The sequence below is a fragment of the Paenibacillus sp. J14 genome (assembly GCF_000518465.1).
In the GTDB taxonomy this organism is placed as follows: Bacteria; Bacillota; Bacilli; order Paenibacillales; family Paenibacillaceae; genus Fontibacillus; species Fontibacillus barengoltzii.
Map to the genome: position 1 here is coordinate 166,371 of NZ_JADQ01000002.1, position 18,710 is coordinate 185,080.

The window sequence follows — 18,710 nt, forward strand, 5'->3', positions numbered from 1 at the left end:
CTACCTATGATAAATAAATGGAGCAAGTTATTGCCGATTTTACTCGCCTTGACCCTGGTTTTGGCGGGCTGCGGTTCCAAGGGGAACCAAGAGACGTCGAATGGGACAAGCTCGGACGTGAAGCCGGGCAAGGAAGTTACAATAACGTTCTGGCACCACTACAGTACCGCATCACCGGAAGAGAAGACGTTAAAAGAAGTGCTGATTCCGAAATTTGAACAGGAAAATCCCGGGATTAAAGTGAACCCTGTTGCCTTTACCTGGGAGGACCTGCATAAGAAATTGCAGATCAGCGGCAGTGCCGGCGATTTGCCGGATGTCGCCCGCTTGGACATCATCTGGGTGCCGGAGTTCCAAAAGAGCGGGATGCTGCAACAGTTAGACGCCTTTGAAGATTTTGACGAGGTTGCTGGCAGCTTGCTGGAAGGCCCGTTGTCCACAGCGAAGGTAGGAGACCACTATTACGGACTTCCTCTCAATACGAATACCAAGGTGTTGTTCTGGAACAAAGAGATGCTGTCCCAAAGCGGTGTAGAGCAAGCACCTCAAACGACGGAACAGTTCTTCGAGGCTTTGGGCAAAATCAAAAGTAAGTATGAAAAAAGCTGGGGATTCGGCGAACCGGCCCTTCAAGGTTGGAATGTCTTGCCGTGGATTTGGAGCAACGGAGGGGATGTGCTCTCGCCTGACTTTACAACGGCGGACGGATATTTAAATAGCCCGGCTTCTGTAGAAATTTTGACGAAGCTTAAAAACGCTTACAACGCTGGTCAAATTTCTGGATTTAAGCCAGGTGATGTTGCGGTCACGGAAGGCCATGCGAGCGGAAGCTATGCCATGATGGCGGAAGGCCCGTGGGCAGTCGCTCAATTTCAGTCGCAATTCCCTGATTTTGACGTCGAAATGGCTTCATTCCCGGCGGGATCAGCGGGTTCCATTCAAGTGTTAGGCGGAGAGGATATCGGGATCTTTAGTAAAGACAAGCAGGAGGAATCCTGGAAATTTGTGAAGTTCATGGTGTCGGAAGCGGCTCAGATTGAGATGGGCAAAATTGGACAAATTCCGGTGAATCTCGCCTCGATGGAGAATGCCGATGTCAAGGCGATCGATTATTATCCACCGTTTCTTGAACAGTTAAAGACGGCGAAGGCTCGCCCGCCGGTAAGTGCTTGGCCGCAAATTGACGGTGTGATTAATGATGCGATGAGTAAAATTTTCATGACGGATGCGGATGTAAAAACGGAGCTGGATGCGGCAGTTGTTGCCATCGATGCTTTGTTGAAGGAGTAGTCCATTTTCAGGAGAGCGTTTTCCGTAAGGGAGGCGCTCCCTTTTACGAAGGAGTCAACATGACATGCGCAAAAAAAACGGAGCAGCTGGTTACTTGTTCTTTTTGCCCGGATTTTTATTTTTTGCCTTATTTATTCTCTACCCGTTGATCCGGAATTTGATCTACAGCTTTTATGATTTTCGGCTCACGAACATTAATCAACTTAAATTTGTTGGATTGGATAATTATAAGCATGTGTTCGGGGACGAAGTATTCTGGATTTCGATACGGAATATCTTTATCTACGGGATCATTTCTGTACCCGGCCAAATGATTTTGGGCTTTCTGGTCGCCTATGCACTTTACCAGAACCGTCCCGGCACCAAGACGTTCCGAGTGCTGTACTTCTTACCGGTGATTACGTCTTGGGTCGTTGCCTCGTTAATCTTTAAGTATGTTTTTGCCGATCAGGGATTTTTGAATTACGCCATTACGGATATCCTTCATCTGTCGGATCGGACGATCAGTTGGTTAAGTGAACCGGGCAAAGCCTTGATCGTGCTTGGAATCCTTGGGATCTGGAAAGGGGTCGGCTGGGCGATGGTGATCTACATGGCCGCCCTGCAAGGGGTACCCAAAGATCAATATGAAGCGGCTTCTTTAGACGGTTGCAATGCGTGGAACCAGATTCGATATATCACGCTGCCGTCGATTCGGAGCACGACATTTTTTATCCAAATGATGTTAATTATCGGTGCGTTTAATGTATTTACTTCCGTGTATCTCATCACCAACGGCGGACCGTTGCATCAGACTGAAGTGTTGTTAACGAGAATGTATCAAAAGGCGTTCTCCGAATATGATCTGGGTTACGCTTCCGCGTTGTCCTATGTCTTTGCAGTGATCATTGCTGGATTAACGGCTGTGCAGTTCCGTCTGAACAAACAGGAATAGGGGGCGAACCATATGCGCTCGCTGAAAACATTTTGCACTTACGCCCTGCTTGTCGCAGGCGGAGTAGTATCGATTTACCCTTTAGTGTATATGCTGCTAACTGCTCTCAAACCTATGACGCTGTTGTTTGAGTTTCCGCCTCGCTTTCTGCCTTCGGAAATGACCTTATCCAATTTCAGAGAGGCGTGGGGAAGTCAAAACTTCGCGTTATATTTGTTGAATAGCCTGCTGGTGACATTGGCAAGCTTTGCGCTTATTTTTCTGCTGTCGTCTATGTTAGCTTTTGCTTACTCGCGGTTTGATTTTAAGGGAAAGCGCCTCAGCTTTGCGATTATTATGGGAGGCTTGGTGATCCCTAGTCTGACGTTGCTGATTCCCCAGTTCGTCTTGATTCGTCAACTGGGTTTATTTGATTCACGGTGGGGGCTAATCGTTGTCTACGCCGCAGGGTCCATTCCGTTTACAACGTTCTTGCTTAAAGGCTTTTTCGATTCCATCACTCGGGATATCGATGAGTCGGTGGAGATGGAAGGGGGCGGCGCCTGGACGTTATTTGCTTCCATCATTTTGCCTCTCTCCAAGCCGGCGTTTGTTCCAGCCACGATCTTTAACGCGCTAACCGTGTGGGAAGAGTTCCCCTGGGCGCTGACCATCATTAATGATCCGCTGAAGCGGACGTTGCCGATTGCCTTGGCCAATTTCCAAGGGCAATATACGACGCAATGGGGGATCGTGTTCGCTGGTTCACTGATCGCCGTGATCCCAATTATCTTACTGTTCCTGCTGCTGCAGCGCTACTTTATCGCCGGCATTACAGCCGGAGCGGTGAAGGGGTAAAACAAGCGAAAAAGCTTGAATTCAGCCTTTTGTGCAAACGATTGACCAAGTTTTCGAACCGATGATATAATCCAGCACATAACGCCCGTTGTCTATGAATATTTGAAACAGCCTGTGGGGGAAGATGATTACATGTTCCTGACACAGCTTGTGGAACGTTTCGGGGAAAAGTAGCCATATGATGAATGAGCATACCCCAGAGGGCGAGGGATTCAGCGGCATGGACAACAGGTTTTTACGGGGATTTGTCTGCATCGGGCTTAGCTTCTTAACTGTGTGCGGGCGAAATTCTTCGGACTTCAAATGAAACACGTGCTGCTGAATTTAACGGGATTGGAGTGAGGATGTTGTCGGTACAAAAAGAGTTTCACGGTACCATCGATTACGGAGATGTGACGGTCACCGGGGGAATCTCGGTGTTTGATGCGAAGTTTGATGAGATGTATGTATACGATGGTGATGATTTAGGTGCAGTGTATGCCCCGGAAGAAACTCGTTTTCGTCTGTGGGCCCCCACCGCTTCCGAAGCCTTCGTCGTTCTGTACGAAACGGAGGACGGAATGCCGGTGAAGGAGCTGCCCATGAAGCGGGATGTGCAAGGAACGTGGACCCTGACGGTAGCGGAAGATTGCGGGGGATTATTCTATACGTACCGTGTGAAGGTGGGGGAGCAGTGGAACGAGGCCGTTGACCCTTACGCGAAAGCGGTGGGGGTGAACGGGACAAAGACGGCGATCCTGGACCTGCGCAGCACCAATCCAGAAGGATGGGAGAACGATCAGAAGCCGCCGCTGGCTTCACCGACGGATGCGGTGATCTATGAGCTGCATGTTCGAGACCTGTCGATTCACCCGCAAAGCGGCATCCGTGAAAAAGGCAAGTTCCTCGGCTTGACCGAGGAAGGCACTCGGGGCCCAAATGGCATTCCGACGGGACTCGACCATATTACTGGACTTGGCGTCACGCATGTGCAGCTGCTGCCGATCTATGATTACTCGCAGGAGAGTGTGGATGAGAGCCGTCTGGATGAACCCCATTACAATTGGGGATACGATCCTCAGAATTATAACGTACCGGAGGGCTCCTACTCGACGGACCCCCACAATCCGGCTGCCCGGATCCTTGAGCTGAAACATCTCATCCAAAAGCTGCACGCCCGCGGACTACGCGTGATTATGGATGTGGTGTACAACCATGTATATGATGGATATCTGATTCATTTCACGAAGCTTGTGCCGGGTTATTACTTACGGTACAAGGCGGATCGGACGTTCTCCGACGGAACATTTTGCGGGAACGAGTGCGCCTCCGAACGGCCGATGATGCGAAAATATATTATCGAGTCGATCCTGCACTGGGTGCGGGAGTATCATATCGATGGGTTCCGTTTTGATTTAATGGGAATGATCGACATCGAAACGATGAATGAAATCCGTCGGCGGTTAGACGAAATCGACCCCACGATTCTGACAATCGGGGAAGGCTGGATGATGGAGACAGTGCTCCCCAAGGAGCTTCGGGCCAACCAGGACAACGCCGAGAAGCTGCCGGGCATCGGCATGTTTAACGACGGGATGAGGGATGCGGTGAAAGGGGATATTTTTATCTTTGACCGCAAAGGCTTCATCAGTGGCGGCGATGGCTTCGAGGACGGCGTGAAGCGCGGCGTAGCCGGGGGAATTAACTATGGGGGGCAGATCAGACAGTTCGCGGTCGAGCCGGTTCAATCGGTGAACTACGTGGAGTGCCATGATAATCATACGTTATGGGACAAAATCGAGCTGTCCACGCCGGGCGCTTCGGACGAAGAACGCCGGGCGATGCACCGGCTCGCCTCCGCGATCGTGCTGACGAGCCAGGGCATCCCGTTCCTCCACGCCGGTCAGGAATTTATGCGTACGAAGGGCGGCGTGGAGAACAGCTATAAATCGCCCATCGAGGTCAACTGGCTCGATTGGGAGCGCTGCGCTGCGCATCAGGACGACGTGTCCTATATGCGCAGCCTGATCGCCTTGCGCAAAGCGCATCCCGCGTTCCGCCTGAAGACGGCGGACGAGATTCGCGCGCATTTGCGCTTTGAGGCAGCGCCGCCGCACGCCGTGGCGTTCACGCTGCGCGACCACGCCGGTGGCGATCCCGACCGCCACCTGTACGTGCTCTACAACGCGAACCCGGGCGCGTTGTCGCTGGAGCTGCCCGCCCTCGGACCGTGGGAGGTCCGGTTTGGCGGCGAGCACGTGCTCGCGCTGGAAGCGGGCGCGAGCGGTGAAGCTGCAGCGGCGGCGCCCGCTGCAGCAGGGGGGCCTCCAGCCGGCGGAGCGCGGCTGGAGGTGCGCGGGGTCGGCGTCGTCGTCCTCGCCGTCCCGCGGTAATCGCGCAAGGGCGAGGGGCACGAGCCCCGTTGCCCTTGGTTTAGCGCCGCGGCCGGGTGAGGATCGGCCGGGCGCTAGCGGGCTACGCGGAAATAAGGGTATTTTTGACCCTTATTTCCGCGTAGCCGCCCCATTTGAACAAAATAGCGGTATTTGATGGCCTTATTCTCCCGCAGGAGCCCCCAAATGGGGCTTTTTGCTCCTGCCGGACCGAAATAAGGCCATTTTTTACCGCTATTTGTTCAAATGAAGCTCAATCGCCGGAAATAAGGGAACTTATTACCGTTATTATTCCCTGGGGCCCCCGCAACGCCGGGCGCCCCCAAAAACCAACCCCCACGGCAAAGCCATGGGGGTTGGTTCAATAAATTCAGCTCAGCGCCGCAGGTTACTGGCGCTTCGCTTGCACTTGGCTGTTCGCATCAACCGTGTAGCTTTGGTCGTAGATGCGGATCGCTGCTGGCGTATCGGATTCGTTCGTGACGATGATGCTGTCGGCAGTGGCGTTGACTTTCAGCCGAGCGCCGCGGAACATCACCTTAAACGAGAACGAGGTCCAGTGCGACGGGATGAACGGACGCAGCACCAGCTCGCCTTCGTGAACGCGCAAGCCGCCGAAGCCTTGCACGATCGCCATCCAGGTGCCGGCCATACTGGTGATATGGCAGCCGTCTTCGGTGTCGTTATTGTAGTTGTCGAGATCCAGGCGCGCGGTGCGCAGGTACATCTCGTAGGCCTTCTCCTGGTATCCCAGCTCGCAGGCAAGAATCGCATGCACGCAAGGGGAGAGGGAGGACTCGTGAACGGTCATCGGCTCGTAGAAGTCGAAGTTGCGTTTTTTCGTATCCAGGTCGTACCGGTCGCTCAAGAAATACAAGCCTTGCAACACATCCGCTTGCTTAATGAAGCACGAGCGCAAAATCCGGTCCCAAGACCAGTTCTGGTTCAGCGGCAGATGCTTCGGATCCAGATCCTTCACTTGAATCAGTTCTTTATCCAGGAAGCCGTCCTGCTGCAGGAACACGCCGCGCTCCTCATCGTACGGATAATACATATTGTCGATGATGTGCTGCCATTGCTTCGTTTCCGCTTCTTGAAGCCCCAGCTTCTCCACAAGCGCCGCATAGTGCGCAGCATCTTGGGCTTTGAGCTCTTCCAGCACTTCCAGCGTGTATTCGAGCGTCCAGGCAGCGATCCGGTTCGTGTACCAGTTGTTGTTGACGTTGTTCTCGTATTCGTTCGGGCCGGTGACGCCAAGCATCACGTATTTACCCTTCACTTGCGAGAAGTTCACGCGTTCTTCCCAGAAGCGGGAGATTTCAACGAGGACTTCCAGGCCGTATTCGCCCAGATAGGCTTTATCTCCTGTATAGTTAACGTAGTTATAAATCGCATATGCGATCGCCCCGTTCCGATGGAGCTCCTCAAATGTGATTTCCCATTCGTTGTGGCATTCCTCGCCGTTCATCGTTACCATCGGGTAGAGCGCGCCTTTTGTGAAACCAAGCTTTTGGGCGTTCTCCTTCGCTTTCTCCAGATGCTTATAGCGGTAAATCAGCAGGTTGCGGGCGATATCGGACTCCGCTGTGCTGAGGTAGAATGGCAAGCAATAAGCTTCCGTATCCCAATAGGTGCTGCCGCCGTATTTTTCACCGGTGAAGCCCTTAGGCCCGATGTTCAGTCGGTCGTCCTCGCCGCTGTAGGTTTGGTTTAATTGAAAAATATTAAAACGAATCGCTTGCTGCGCCGCCACGTCACCTTCGATGATGATGTCGCTCATTTCCCATTTCTTCGCCCAAGCTTCTGCTTGCTCTTTCTTCAGCGTATCGAAGCCGGCCTCTTTCGCGGAGTGCAGGGCGGCCGTGCCCACTTTCACCAACTCGCCAAGCCCATGATCGCGGGAGGTCACATTCGCAACATATTTGAACAACGTTACCGTCTCACCGGAAACGGCGGGTACTGCGACTTCGGCGGAGACAAACTTCTCTTGCTCGTGGAACGCAGGGGTGAGCTCCAGGCGTGTTCCACCTTGCTCCACATCAAATGCCATCACCGAGGTGACGTGGAAGTCGAGCTTTTTCGTCTTTACGGTTAAGTAGGAGACGTCGGTACCGGCGGATTTTTCCACCTCAAGCCAGAATTTCTCCTCATAGTTGGAATCCTTATTCATGACGTCGCCGTCGAGATAAGGCGCGAAGCGCAGTTCCCCGTTGAAGTTGAGCGGCGTTACCGCGTAACGGATGGCCCCGATCTCATGACGTACGATGCTGACGAATCGCAGTGCTTCCACAGCCAGTTCCTTGCCGTCCTTCATCACGGCGGTAAAGCGGCGGTAGAGGTAACCTTCCTTCATGTTCAACTCTCGAACGAAATCCTTCACCTGACATTCGGCCAAATCCAGCGCGACGCCGTCTACAAATACGTTAATGCCAATCCAGTTCGTGCTGTTCAGCACTTTGGCAAAATATTCGGGATAACCGTTCTTCCACCAGCCCACCCGGGTTTTGTCCGGATAATACACGCCAGCCATGTAGCTGCCTTGCAGAGAAGGTCCACTGTACTGCTCCTCGAAATTCGCACGTTGACCCATATAACCGTTGCCGATACTGAAGATACTTTCCGAAATTTCATGATTCGCCGGATCAAACGATTCTTCCAGAATGGACCAGGGATCCACTTTCAAATACTGTTTCACATTAACCGCTCCTTTAGTCATTTCAAATAGATTAGTCTGTAAAAAAAGAACGAGAGGTATTCACACTTGGGGCTTATTCCGCGCTCGCGGCGATTTGCTGCAGCAGGGCGACCGAAACATCGCCCAGCGAGGAGACAACCCGATCCGCTTGCCCCAGCGTATCGGGCGAACCGATGCCAACGCAGCGCATCCCCGCACGACGGGCCGCTTCGATGCCGGCCTCCGCATCCTCAAACACGACGCATGCTTCGGGGGCGACGCCCAGCTCCGCAGCGCCTAGCAGGAACACCTCCGGATCAGGCTTGGCACTGGTGGTGCGGGTGCCGTCGATGATCGCGTCAAAGTACGGGGTCAGCCCGGTATTCCGCAAAATGATCGGGGCGTTCTTGCTCGCTGAACCAAGCGCGGTCTTCAATCCGTTAGCCCGGCATTGCTGCAAGAACTCCAGCGCTCCCGGCAAAATTTCCGACGCGTCCATTTGGGAGATGTACTCGACATACCAGTTGTTTTTGCGTTCAGCCAGCTCTTGCTTGACGTGGTCTTCCAGTTGAAGACCGCCCACGCTAAGCAAGATGTCGAGCGAGGCCATGCGGCTGACGCCCTTCAGCTTCTCATTGTCCTGTTCGGTAAATTCGAAGCCGAGCTCCGCGGCCAGCCGTTTCCAGGCGAGGTAGTGATATTTCGCGGTATCCACGAGCACGCCGTCGAGATCAAATAAACAAGCTTGAATGGGATTCATAATGAACCTCCTCTATGTTGAATATTAGTGCAAACGTTTGAACAAAGCGTGAAAAATAAAGGAAGCATGTGCTTCCGTTTATTTTTTCGTAACCAATGTTTAATGCAGCCTGTTGCCTCAAAGCTTCTTGGGTACCGAATACATCGACGACTCGCGAACCATCAGCCGATGCGGAATGATCTGCCTTTTCGGATAGGCCTTGTCGTTGTTGTTCTGCACCGCTTGAATCAGCACTTGCGAGGCCGTGTAACCCAGATTGTAAATGCCGATATCCATGCTGCTCAGCGGTGGGGTTGAGAGCTCGGACAACGGGATGTTGTTGAAGCTGACCAGGCATAAGTCTTCAGGTACCTTGTACTTCAATTCGTGCAGGCCGCGAAGCACGCCAAACGCTACGACGTCATCGATCATGACCAGGGCCGTCGGACGGTCCGGTAGATTCATGAAGAACGACATAGCCCGATAGCCGCTGTCCTGCAAAAACTCACCTTCGACAATCCATTCGGGCCGACTCTCCAAGCCTGCATCTCGAAGCGCATCCTGATAGCCCTTCAATCGGTCCTTGGAAACGACGAGCTCCGGTGGTCCGCTGACGAACCCGATCCGTTCGTGGCCTAACGCGATCAAATGCTTCGTGGCGTCGTACGACGCCTGGATATTATCGTTATCCACCGTCAGAATATCAGGATATTCTTCGCTGCGCCCAATGAGTACAAACGGATGACCCCCTTGATGGAGGAACTCGATCACCGGATCGTTCTGCCGGGAATACAGCAAGATGACCCCGTCCACCCGGCGGCCGTTCAGCAGTCTGGATACACTTTCGACTTCCTCTTTCTCATTGGCTCCGGAGCTGATCAGCACGTCGTAGCCCAAGCGGCTGGCTTGGGTGACAATGCCGCGGATCAGTTCCATGAAGAAGAAGTTAGAGAACAACTCCTCGGCGGACTTTGGCAGCAGGATACAAATGCTATTTGTCGTTTTGGAGACCAAACTCTTGGCCATAATGTTAGGGTGATAGCCAAGCTGGTCCATAATGAGCTTTACTTTACGCGAGGTCTCCTCGCTGATTCTAGGATGATTGGACAGCACCCGGGACACGGTAGAGGGCGATACGCCGGCCTTTTTGGCAACATCCTTAATGGTGACAGCCATAAAAAACCTCCTCTGTGGAACCGTTTGCTTTACACTGTAATATTAATCTAAAGAATTCTGAAAGTAAATAGAGAATCTAGGGATAACCCCTTATAACACCGCTGAAAGCTCCTCATATTCTCATCGAAAATGGGCATTCAATGCAGGAAAATCAAGAGATTTTTGCGCAAACGTTTTACTCTTAAAAAAGAATTCGGCCGGCCCATTTTCTCATCGAGTTAGGGCCGACCGCAGGTATAAAAAGCAGTTTGTAGATTATGCTTGCGTTAATACTGCATAACCGTATGCTGGTAGCTTAACGGCAAGTTTGCCGTCCGCCGTGTTGTAGGTTTGCCCGCTGAAGGTGTCGCGCCACATTTTCCCATCCGCAGGGATCGTAAAGGTCTGTCCGGCATCGTAGTTGTTGAGCAGGACAAGTACTTTCTCCCCGTTCAGTACGCGTTCATAAGCCAGCTTCGAGCCGCCCTTCTCGGCGAGCAGGAATTTCAGGCTGCCGGTGCGCAGCGGAGCCAGCTGCTTGCGAACCTTGATCAGCTTCTGATAAAACGCAAACAAATCGCGATCCTGGCGTTTAGGATCCCACTCCATACATTTGCGGCAATCCGGATCCGGTCCGCCGTCGAGACCAACTTCGTCGCCATAGTAAATGCAAGGCGTTCCGCTGTACGTAAATTGGAACAGGGCGGCCAGCTTCATTTTGGCTTTGTTGCCATCGCATAATGTGAGCAAGCGCGGCGTGTCATGGCTGTCCAGCAGATTAAACGCCACTTCGCTTGCTTGGAGCGGATAACGGGACAGCTGCTTGCCGATCGCATTCGCGAAGCCCTCGGCATCCAACGTGCCGCGTACGACGAAGTCCAGCACGGCTTCGGTGAACGGATAGTTCATCACGGCATCAAATTGGTCCCCTTGCAGCCAGGCCGAGGACTCATGCCAGATTTCGCCCAAGATGTAGGCATCCGGGTTGGCCGCCTTCACGACTTTACGGAAATCGCGCCAGAAGGCATGGTCTACTTCGTTGGCAACGTCCAGCCGCCAGCCGTCGATGCCCACTTCCTTAATCCAGAACTCCGCAACTTTCAACAAGTATTCTTTAACTTCCGGATTCTCCGTATTCAGCTTAGGCATCAGCGGCTCGAAAGCAAATGTATCGTAACTTGGCACGCCGTCCTTCACTTGCAGCGGATACTCGCGCACATGGAACCAATCTTTGTAGCGGGATTTTTCACCTTTCTCCATCACGTCAACGAAAGGAGCGAAGGTTTTGCCGGAGTGGTTAAATACCGCGTCGAACAGTACCTTGATTCCGCGCTCATGGCAGGCTTGAACCAGCTTCTTGACCGTAGCGATATCGCCGAAATGCGGATCGATCTTCATATAGTCGGCCGTATCGTATTTATGGTTGGTTGTCGCTTCGAACAACGGGGTAAAATAGATACCCGTAATGCCAAGCTCGCTTAAATGATCGAGGTGATCAATGACGCCTTGCAAATCCCCGCCAAAGAAGTTATCGCGCTCCGGTTTGCCGCCCCAAGGCAATACGCCCTTCGGATCGTTGCTTGGGTCGCCGTTGGCGAAGCGTTCAGGGAAGATTTGATAGAAGATGGCATCCTTCACCCATGCCGGCGGCGTAAAGACGTCAACCGGATTGATGAACGGGAATTCGAACAGCCGTTCAGGACCGGATGGACGCTCTTTCGTAAACTCGCTTTCCGTCATCCAGATCTGCTCGTCGCCGGACTTCAGCAGAAAGCCGTATCTCGTTCGGCGCAGCGGCGGTTGGTAGGTACATTCCCAATAGTCGAACATCTCGTCGCTGATCATCAGGGTCATCGGAATCAGTTCTTTACTTTGATCCCACATGTATTTGTCCCCCACAAAGGCATAGACCTCGGTGAGATCGTTCTTCTTGGCGCGCAAGCGCAGATGAAGCGTTTTGTGGTCGTAAGCATAAGTCCAGTTCAGCTTAGGGCGATGATAGACCGCTTCAAGTAACATGATGAATCCCTCCTAGTGGATTGTGGACAGCTTTGTCCGCCAGGCCCCCGTATCCACTTGCTTTGGAAGCAAAAAAAGCACATCCAAGCCGGAGAAACGGGCCGAGGATGTACCTTTCGATAACAGTGCCTTCAAATTGTGTAACCGAACGGCAAAGCTAGTATTGCTCTCATTGATCCGGATTATAACACTGTTCAAACCATTGCACAAGATGATTAAGAAGTCATGTTTCTGTAAAGCTGATGATAGAGGATAAACTTAACGGCGACATAGGAGAGTGTCCCGAAAATCACGAAAATTTTGCGCAAATATGCAACGTTTCCTTGTCTCAAAATAAAGTTGCGCAATAACAAAAAATGCGAATTTCGAAGCAAACAAAAGAAAAACGGAGAAAGTAGATGATTAACCCGTGTTCACCCTATGTGCAAACGTTTTTACAACTCTCTGAGCATGATGTATCATGGGGGCGTGGATAAAGCGCTTTCGGGCGGGAAATACTAAACTATCCCGGGAAGATGCTGCGGAGGAGTCATAGTTTCAGGTATTTTCTGAAAACGTTTGCGCGTCACGTCTTTAAAATTAGGAGGGGTTATAGTCATGAAGTTCAAAAAGGCATTGACCTTGATCGCAGCGCTGTCCTTGGTTGTTTCGATCACTGCTTGCGGATCGGGCAACAATAACGGCGGCAACAACGGAAGTGCGAATGCTCCGGCGAATCAGACGGAAAATACGGGGAATACCGGTGCTGGGGAGAACGCTTCCGCTGATGTGATTGTTCCGGAAGAGGGCGCTGAGCTCCTCATTTGGGAAAGTAAAGAAGAGAAAGTATTCACTGAAGAAATGGCCAAACAATTCACTGAAAAATACGGCGTACCTGTAAAAATTGAAGAAGTATCGCCAACCGACCAAATCGGGAAGTTGACGCAAGACGGACCGTCCGGTCTGGCAGCCGACGTGCTGATCGTCCCTCATGACCACTTGGGGAACGCAGCGACTTCCGGCTTGATTCTGCCAAACGATGCCTTCGCCGAAGAAACGACGAAGAGCAACACGGAAGCTGCTATCCAAGGTGCCACCTATGACGGCGTTCTGTACGGTTATCCAAGAGCAGCTGAGACGATGGCTTTGTTCTACAATAAATCGCTCATTCCAGAAGCACCTAAAGACTTTAAAGACGTTCTGGAATTCAGCAAAACATTTACCGACAAATCCAAAAACAAATACGGCATCATGTGGGAAGTCGGCAACATGTACTTCAACTATCCGTTTATCGCGAGCACCGGCGGTTACCTGTTCGGCGATAACGGCACAAACCCAGACGATATTGGTCTGGCTAACGATGGCGCAATCGAAAGCTTGAAAGTGTTCCAAAGCTTGAAGGAAGCTCTGCCGATCAACAGCGGCGACATCAACCCGGACATCAAACGCAGCTTGTTTAATGAAGGCGACGTTGCGATGGACATCAACGGTCCTTGGGAATTGGCAGGATACAAAGCCGCTCTTGGCGACAACCTGGGTCTTGCTCTGTATCCGTCTATCAACGGTAAGAAAGCAATTACCTTCTCTGGTATTAAAATTTGGGTTGTTAACTCCTTTACGAAATATCCGAATGCAGCTAAACTGTTCGCTCATTTCGCTTCTACGAAGGATGCGCAGTTGCTGTTGAACGAAAAAGTCGGCGCTGTACCGACGAACCTGGAAGCGTTGGAAGCCGATCAAATCAAAAACGATCCGTTCGTATCCGTATTTGCTGAGCAAGCGAAGAACTCCCAGCCGATGCCTTCCATTCCGGAAATGGCTAACGTTTGGGCTCCTGTTAACGCTGCACTTCCAGAAATCTGGAATAACAATGCAGATCCAAAAGCCGCAATGGAAAATGCCGTGACTCAAATCCGGGATTTGAACCAAGGGGCATCGGAGTAAGTCAGAAGAACTAACTGTCACCCAGTGAGGGAAGGTTGAACCCGCCGCTGATCGCGGCGGGTCATCCTTAATTTCCCAAGGGAGAGGAGAAGGAAGGGAAATGGACCGACACCAACATCGGGATCGGGCGACGTTTTTGTCGATACTGTGCATGGGCCTGGGACAACTCTACAATCGACAATATATCAAAGGGTTGTTGTTCGTTCTATTTGAAGCATTTAGCGTAATCTATTTGATTCGAAACTTAGGGTTTGCGCTCTGGGGAATCGTAACGCTAGGTGAAACGCCAAGAACCGGAGCCAATATGAACGGGAACTGGGATCATTCGATTTTCATCATGATTCAAAGCTTGATTACGCTGCTGTTTGTGGCGGTTTTTATCATCATTTATATTATGAACGTCCGCGATGCCCGCGCCATTGGGCTGGAACGGGACAAAGGCAAGACACCCAATAACTTTAAGCAAACGATACGTTATGTACTGGATTACAAGTTTGCCGTTGCATTTTTGAGTATTCCCGCCGTGGGGATTTTATTTTTTACCGTAATGCCGATTCTGTTCATGATTCTGCTTGCGTTCACCAACTATTCGGCGCCGAAGCACATTCCGCCGGCCATGCTGGTCGATTGGGTTGGCTTCGAGACCTTTAAAAACCTGGTGGCGCTCAAAACCTGGAGCCATACCTTTTACGGCGTATTGACCTGGACGATTATCTGGGCGATTTTGTCCACGGTAACGACTTATTTTGGCGGTATGCTTGTCGCGTTACTGATTAATCAGAAGGGCATTCGTTTCAAAGGGTTATGGAGAACGATCTTAATTCTTCCTTACGCAATTCCGCAGCTGATTTCGCTGCTTGTAATGAGAAATATGTTTAACGGCCAGTTTGGTCCAATCAACCAGTATCTTGGTTATTTCGGACTTGGCTGGTTGCCGTGGTTAACCGACCCGTTCTGGGCGAAAGTGACCGTTATCGTCGTGAATATGTGGGTGGGGATTCCGGTCTCCATGCTGCTGATTCTGGGCGTACTGACGACGATTCCCAAAGATTTGTACGAGGCAGCGGAAGTGGATGGAGCAACCGGGTTCCAGAAATTTAAGATCGTTACGCTGCCGATGATTTTGTTCACGACGGCACCTACGCTGATCACCCAATTTGCCGGCAACATCAACAACTTTAACGCCATCTTCCTATTAACGGGCGGCGATCCGGTGAAGGGCGATTATCAATATGCCGGTGCGACCGACCTCCTGGTGACGTGGCTGTACAAGCTGACGTTGAACCAAAACAAATACAACATGGCCTCTGCGATCGGGATCATCATTTTCATCATTATCGCTTCGTTCTCGATTTACAACTACCGCAGAACCAAGTCGTTTAAAGAGGAGGATATGATCCAATGAGCAGACGGAAAATCCGAAATGCGATTCGTCTGGGCGCCAGCTACATCGTGCTGATCCTGCTGTGTATTGCCGCCGTCTACCCTGTGCTTTGGGTCGTCTTCGGTTCGTTGCGGCCGGGTAAATCGCTTTACAGCAAAACGTTGATTCCGGAGAAGTTTACGTTTGAACATTATCAAGAACTGTTTACATCCCAGACCTATCTGTTTGGCACCTGGTACCTGAATACGCTGAAAATTGCGGTTTGCTCTATGATTCTGGGCGTGCTGCTGACGCTGCTTACGAGCTATGCGCTCTCCCGGTTCCGGTTCCGCGGACGCAAAACGGCGCTTTCCGGTCTGCTCGTGCTGGGGATGTTCCCGGGATTCATGAGTATGATCGCCATCTATCTGCTGCTGCGGGAGATGCAGCTGCTGGATACGCATTTGGCTCTGATCATCGTATATGCGGCGGGGGCCCCGCTGGGCGGCACGTTTATCGCCAAAGGCTTCCTCGATACGATTCCTCGATCGTTGGATGAAGCGGCACGGATCGATGGAGCGAGCAACTTCCTGATCTTCCGGCGCATCATTCTGCCGTTGTCCAAGCCGATGCTGACGTATATGGCGCTAACCCAATTTGTCGGTCCTTGGGTTGACTTCATCTTTGCTCGGCTCGTCCTGCGAACGAAGGAAAACTGGACGCTGGCCGTCGGGATGTGGGATATGGTCAGCAGTAATCAGAACAGTAACTTTACGCTGTTTGCCGCAGGGGCGGTTCTGATCGCACTTCCGATCACGATCTTGTTCATGTTCCTGCAGCGGCTGCTTGTTGACGGCTTAACTTCGGGCGCCAGCAAAGGATAATGCAGCAAGAGATGAGCGACACCTGGGTATAGCCTCAGTTAAGTGGGGTTATACCCTTTTTTTTATAATGGGGGCTTGCTTGAATCCTATATATACATAAATCAAAAGGGGATGCGGAAATGAAGAAGCTTCGCGGTGGGCGGCACTGGAATTCCGTGGGCCTAAAGATGTTTGTCGTCGTATTTGCAGCAGTCGTCGTGTTGTCCGTCGTGTTAGGGTTCAGCTCTTATCGGGCATCCCGGGAGATTATCCGGGAACAGGTGGCTTCCGCCTCCACTCAGGCGGTGGAACAGGCCGCGGACAAGCTCGACTTCTTGTTCCAACAATATGAAGCTACGTCGCGGCAGTTGGCTGTGGATCAGACGCTAAGGAGCGATTTGGAGACGGTGACCCAGCCGGGGATCGGAACTGTTGTGAAGACCCAAGCCGATGACCGGATTCGCAAGAAATTGGACGCGTTGAAGAGTGCGGATGAACGCCTCCTGGGAGTGCGTCTCGTTTCGAAGGACCTGGAAGACGTGAAGTCGTACAAGTCTTCAGGAGTCAGCTCGGTGCGTTCGGATGAGGCGGTGGAAAGCCGGGTGAGGAAAGTCTTGGATGCGACTGGCGAGCCCGTGTGGTTCCCCGCGTTGCAGAAAGGTTTTTTTAACGCTTATACCGAGCCCACAATCACGATGGCCCGCTTGCTGCGGAATATTAATCACCCGGAGTCGGAGTACATTCTGCTGTTTGAGATTAAGGCGCAGGCACTCGGGGATATTTTAGGCAACCTCCAAATCGGAAAGACCGGACAGGTGCGGGTGCTTACCGCCGATAACCGGATTGTCCATGCGAACGATGTCGCGCTTCTGGAGATGGAATCCGTCATTAAGGTGGATGCGAAGCAGGTGGAATCGGGAGAAAGTTCATTCCAAGCGGCAGACGAGCAAGGAGTACAGCAACTGGTCGTATTCCGACCATTGCAAACGGTCGACTGGCGGATTGTCGGGTATGCTCCAGAGAGCGACTTCTTGAGTGCGACGGACCGGCTGCTTCTCGTCATGTGGGTCGTCCTTATGGGCGCTGTGGTTGTTGCCGCTCTGATCGGCTATTTTCTGGTGCGCATGGTCGGTCGGCCCTTGGAGAAGTTGTGCCGGCTGATGGAGGAAGGTGAACGCGGAAACTTGCAGGTGCGTACCCGCTTTAAAGGAAATGACGAAATCGGTCGGCTGGGACACAGCTTCAATCGGATGCTGGAGCAGATTTCGCAGCTGGTGGAACGGACAAATGGCTCGGCCGTAGAGCTGTTGGCTACGGCGGAGAATTTGACGAAGGCGTCGCGAGATACATCGCAGACCGCTGCTGAGATTGCGCAGGCGACCGGTGAAATTGCCGCCGGAGCTCAGAGCTTGGCCGTGGAGGCGGACAAGGGGACCGAGACAGCGGAACGGATCGGCGATCAAATGAGCCGAGTGGCTCGTCTGAACGCGGCGATGGACGAATCCGCCGGTCGTGTCATCGAGGTCAGCCGCAATGGGGAAGCGCACATGGAGCAGCTGGTGGAGAAGACGGAGGCGGTGTCGCGGATGACGGCGCTGTTGGAGGAGAATTCGGCGAAGCTCAGCCAAAGCACCCAGTCGATCCGCTCGATCCTTGCCCCGATGGTGGAGATGACCAAGCAAACGAACATTTTGTCGTTAAATGCTTCGATTGAAGCGTCTCGTGCCGGGGCAGCCGGCAAAGGGTTTATGGTCATCGCCGGAGAAATTCGTGAGCTGGCAGCCGCTTCAGGGGAATCGATCCAAACTGTATCGGCGATTACCGAGGAAATCCAGGAGGCGATCGGCCAAACGGTGGAGGTGCTGACGGGGATCGCGCCATTATTCGTGGCCCAGACCGAGGCGGTCAAAGAAGCAGCCGGCATCTTCCAGAACGTCAAAGGGGAAATGGAGCAGTTCATAAAGGAAATCCGGAGTTCTTCCGCCTCCGTTCAGGAGCTGCTGCAATCGCAAGCGACCTTGCAGGAATTTGTGGACACGGTCAGTTCGGTGGTGGAGCAAACCAGCGCCTCCACCGAAGAGGTGGCCTCCATGTCTCAAGAGCAGCACCGGGTCAGCGCCGAGTTGGTTGAACTGTCGGCTCGTCTGGAGGAACTGGCGGGACAACTGCAGCGTTCGCTTAGCGCCTTCCAAGGTGAAGGTGAGGCGAGTCCATAATTGTCTGTCGTGTTTTCGTGTCGCTAGCTAAGATGAACGTAAACAAAAGACAGCCCTCCAAATTGCTACATCTCGTAGGTTAAAATGGATAGTGTAGTATAAACCAAACCATTTCAGAGCTACATAGCAAAGGAGAGCTGATACTATGCAGTCTACCACAAAATTCGTCGGTTTAGATGTATCCAAAGAAAAAATTTCGGTTGCAATTGCAGATGTGAGCGGGGAAGCTCCACGCTATTACGGGAGCATTCCCCACACACCGGCAGCGTTACGCAAGCTTATCAAAGAGCTGGGACCGGCCGAAACGCTATCGTTTTGCTACGAG

12 protein-coding genes and 1 pseudogene are annotated in these 18,710 nt (G+C 52.2%); 9 read left to right on the plus strand and 4 right to left on the minus strand.

Features of this window, described 5'->3' with window-relative positions:
- The first annotated feature begins 6 nt into the window (after positions 1–6).
- The 4 genes from M891_RS0101380 to pulA all read left to right on the plus strand — a co-directional run bounded on the left by M891_RS0101380 (position 7) and on the right by pulA (position 5,433).
- On the plus strand, positions 7–1,290 hold the full coding sequence (locus M891_RS0101380; RefSeq protein ID WP_028537541.1) for an extracellular solute-binding protein: 1,284 nt from the start codon (positions 7–9) through the stop codon (positions 1,288–1,290).
- A 64-nt stretch (positions 1,291–1,354) separates the two neighbouring features.
- Complete coding sequence (locus M891_RS0101385; protein WP_028537542.1) at positions 1,355–2,224, plus strand: carbohydrate ABC transporter permease; 870 nt, start codon at positions 1,355–1,357, stop codon at positions 2,222–2,224.
- A 12-nt stretch (positions 2,225–2,236) separates the two neighbouring features.
- Entirely contained in the window at positions 2,237–3,061 is an 825-nt protein-coding gene (locus M891_RS0101390; protein WP_016313729.1) for a carbohydrate ABC transporter permease, read from the plus strand.
- A gap of 347 nt (positions 3,062–3,408) precedes the next feature.
- Positions 3,409–5,433: a type I pullulanase gene (pulA, locus tag M891_RS23115; RefSeq protein WP_084628793.1), complete on the plus strand. Its 2,025-nt coding sequence runs from the start codon at positions 3,409–3,411 to the stop codon at positions 5,431–5,433.
- Positions 5,434–5,821: 388 nt separating this feature from the next.
- On the opposite strand, the gene M891_RS0101400 is transcribed toward pulA, so the two are convergent.
- From M891_RS0101400 to M891_RS0101415, 4 genes are all read right to left on the minus strand, one after another.
- Positions 5,822–8,128, minus strand: a complete 2,307-nt coding sequence (locus M891_RS0101400) for a glycoside hydrolase family 65 protein (protein ID WP_028537543.1) — start codon at positions 8,126–8,128, stop codon at positions 5,822–5,824.
- Between the two features lie 73 nt (positions 8,129–8,201).
- Entirely contained in the window at positions 8,202–8,867 is a 666-nt protein-coding gene (gene pgmB / locus M891_RS0101405) for a beta-phosphoglucomutase (protein WP_028537544.1), read from the minus strand.
- Positions 8,868–8,984: 117 nt separating this feature from the next.
- Positions 8,985–10,022 carry a LacI family DNA-binding transcriptional regulator gene (locus tag M891_RS0101410; RefSeq protein ID WP_016313725.1) on the minus strand — a complete coding sequence of 346 codons (1,038 nt, stop codon included), beginning with the start codon at positions 10,020–10,022 and terminating at the stop codon, positions 8,985–8,987.
- Positions 10,023–10,277: 255 nt separating this feature from the next.
- A complete protein-coding gene (locus M891_RS0101415; RefSeq protein ID WP_028537545.1) occupies positions 10,278–12,020 on the minus strand; it encodes an alpha-glycosidase in 1,743 nt (580 codons plus the stop codon).
- Positions 12,021–12,617: 597 nt separating this feature from the next.
- Between M891_RS0101415 and M891_RS0101420 the strand changes: the two genes are divergently transcribed.
- From M891_RS0101420 to M891_RS23120, 5 genes and pseudogenes are all read left to right on the plus strand, one after another.
- Positions 12,618–13,943: a sugar ABC transporter substrate-binding protein gene (locus tag M891_RS0101420; RefSeq protein WP_028537546.1), complete on the plus strand. Its 1,326-nt coding sequence runs from the start codon at positions 12,618–12,620 to the stop codon at positions 13,941–13,943.
- Positions 13,944–14,043: 100 nt separating this feature from the next.
- Positions 14,044–15,348, plus strand: a complete 1,305-nt coding sequence (locus M891_RS0101425) for a carbohydrate ABC transporter permease (RefSeq protein ID WP_028537547.1) — start codon at positions 14,044–14,046, stop codon at positions 15,346–15,348.
- The gene (locus M891_RS0101430) at positions 15,345–16,190 is read left to right on the plus strand and encodes a sugar ABC transporter permease (protein WP_016313721.1); all 846 of its coding nucleotides are present in this window, start codon (positions 15,345–15,347) and stop codon (positions 16,188–16,190) included. The genes M891_RS0101425 and M891_RS0101430 overlap by 4 nt, the downstream gene beginning before the upstream one ends.
- Positions 16,191–16,309: 119 nt before the next feature.
- Complete coding sequence (locus M891_RS0101435; RefSeq protein ID WP_028537548.1) at positions 16,310–18,385, plus strand: methyl-accepting chemotaxis protein; 2,076 nt, start codon at positions 16,310–16,312, stop codon at positions 18,383–18,385.
- 145 nt (positions 18,386–18,530) lie between these two features.
- A pseudogene (locus tag M891_RS23120) lies at positions 18,531–18,710 on the plus strand (IS110 family transposase); the annotation flags it as partial.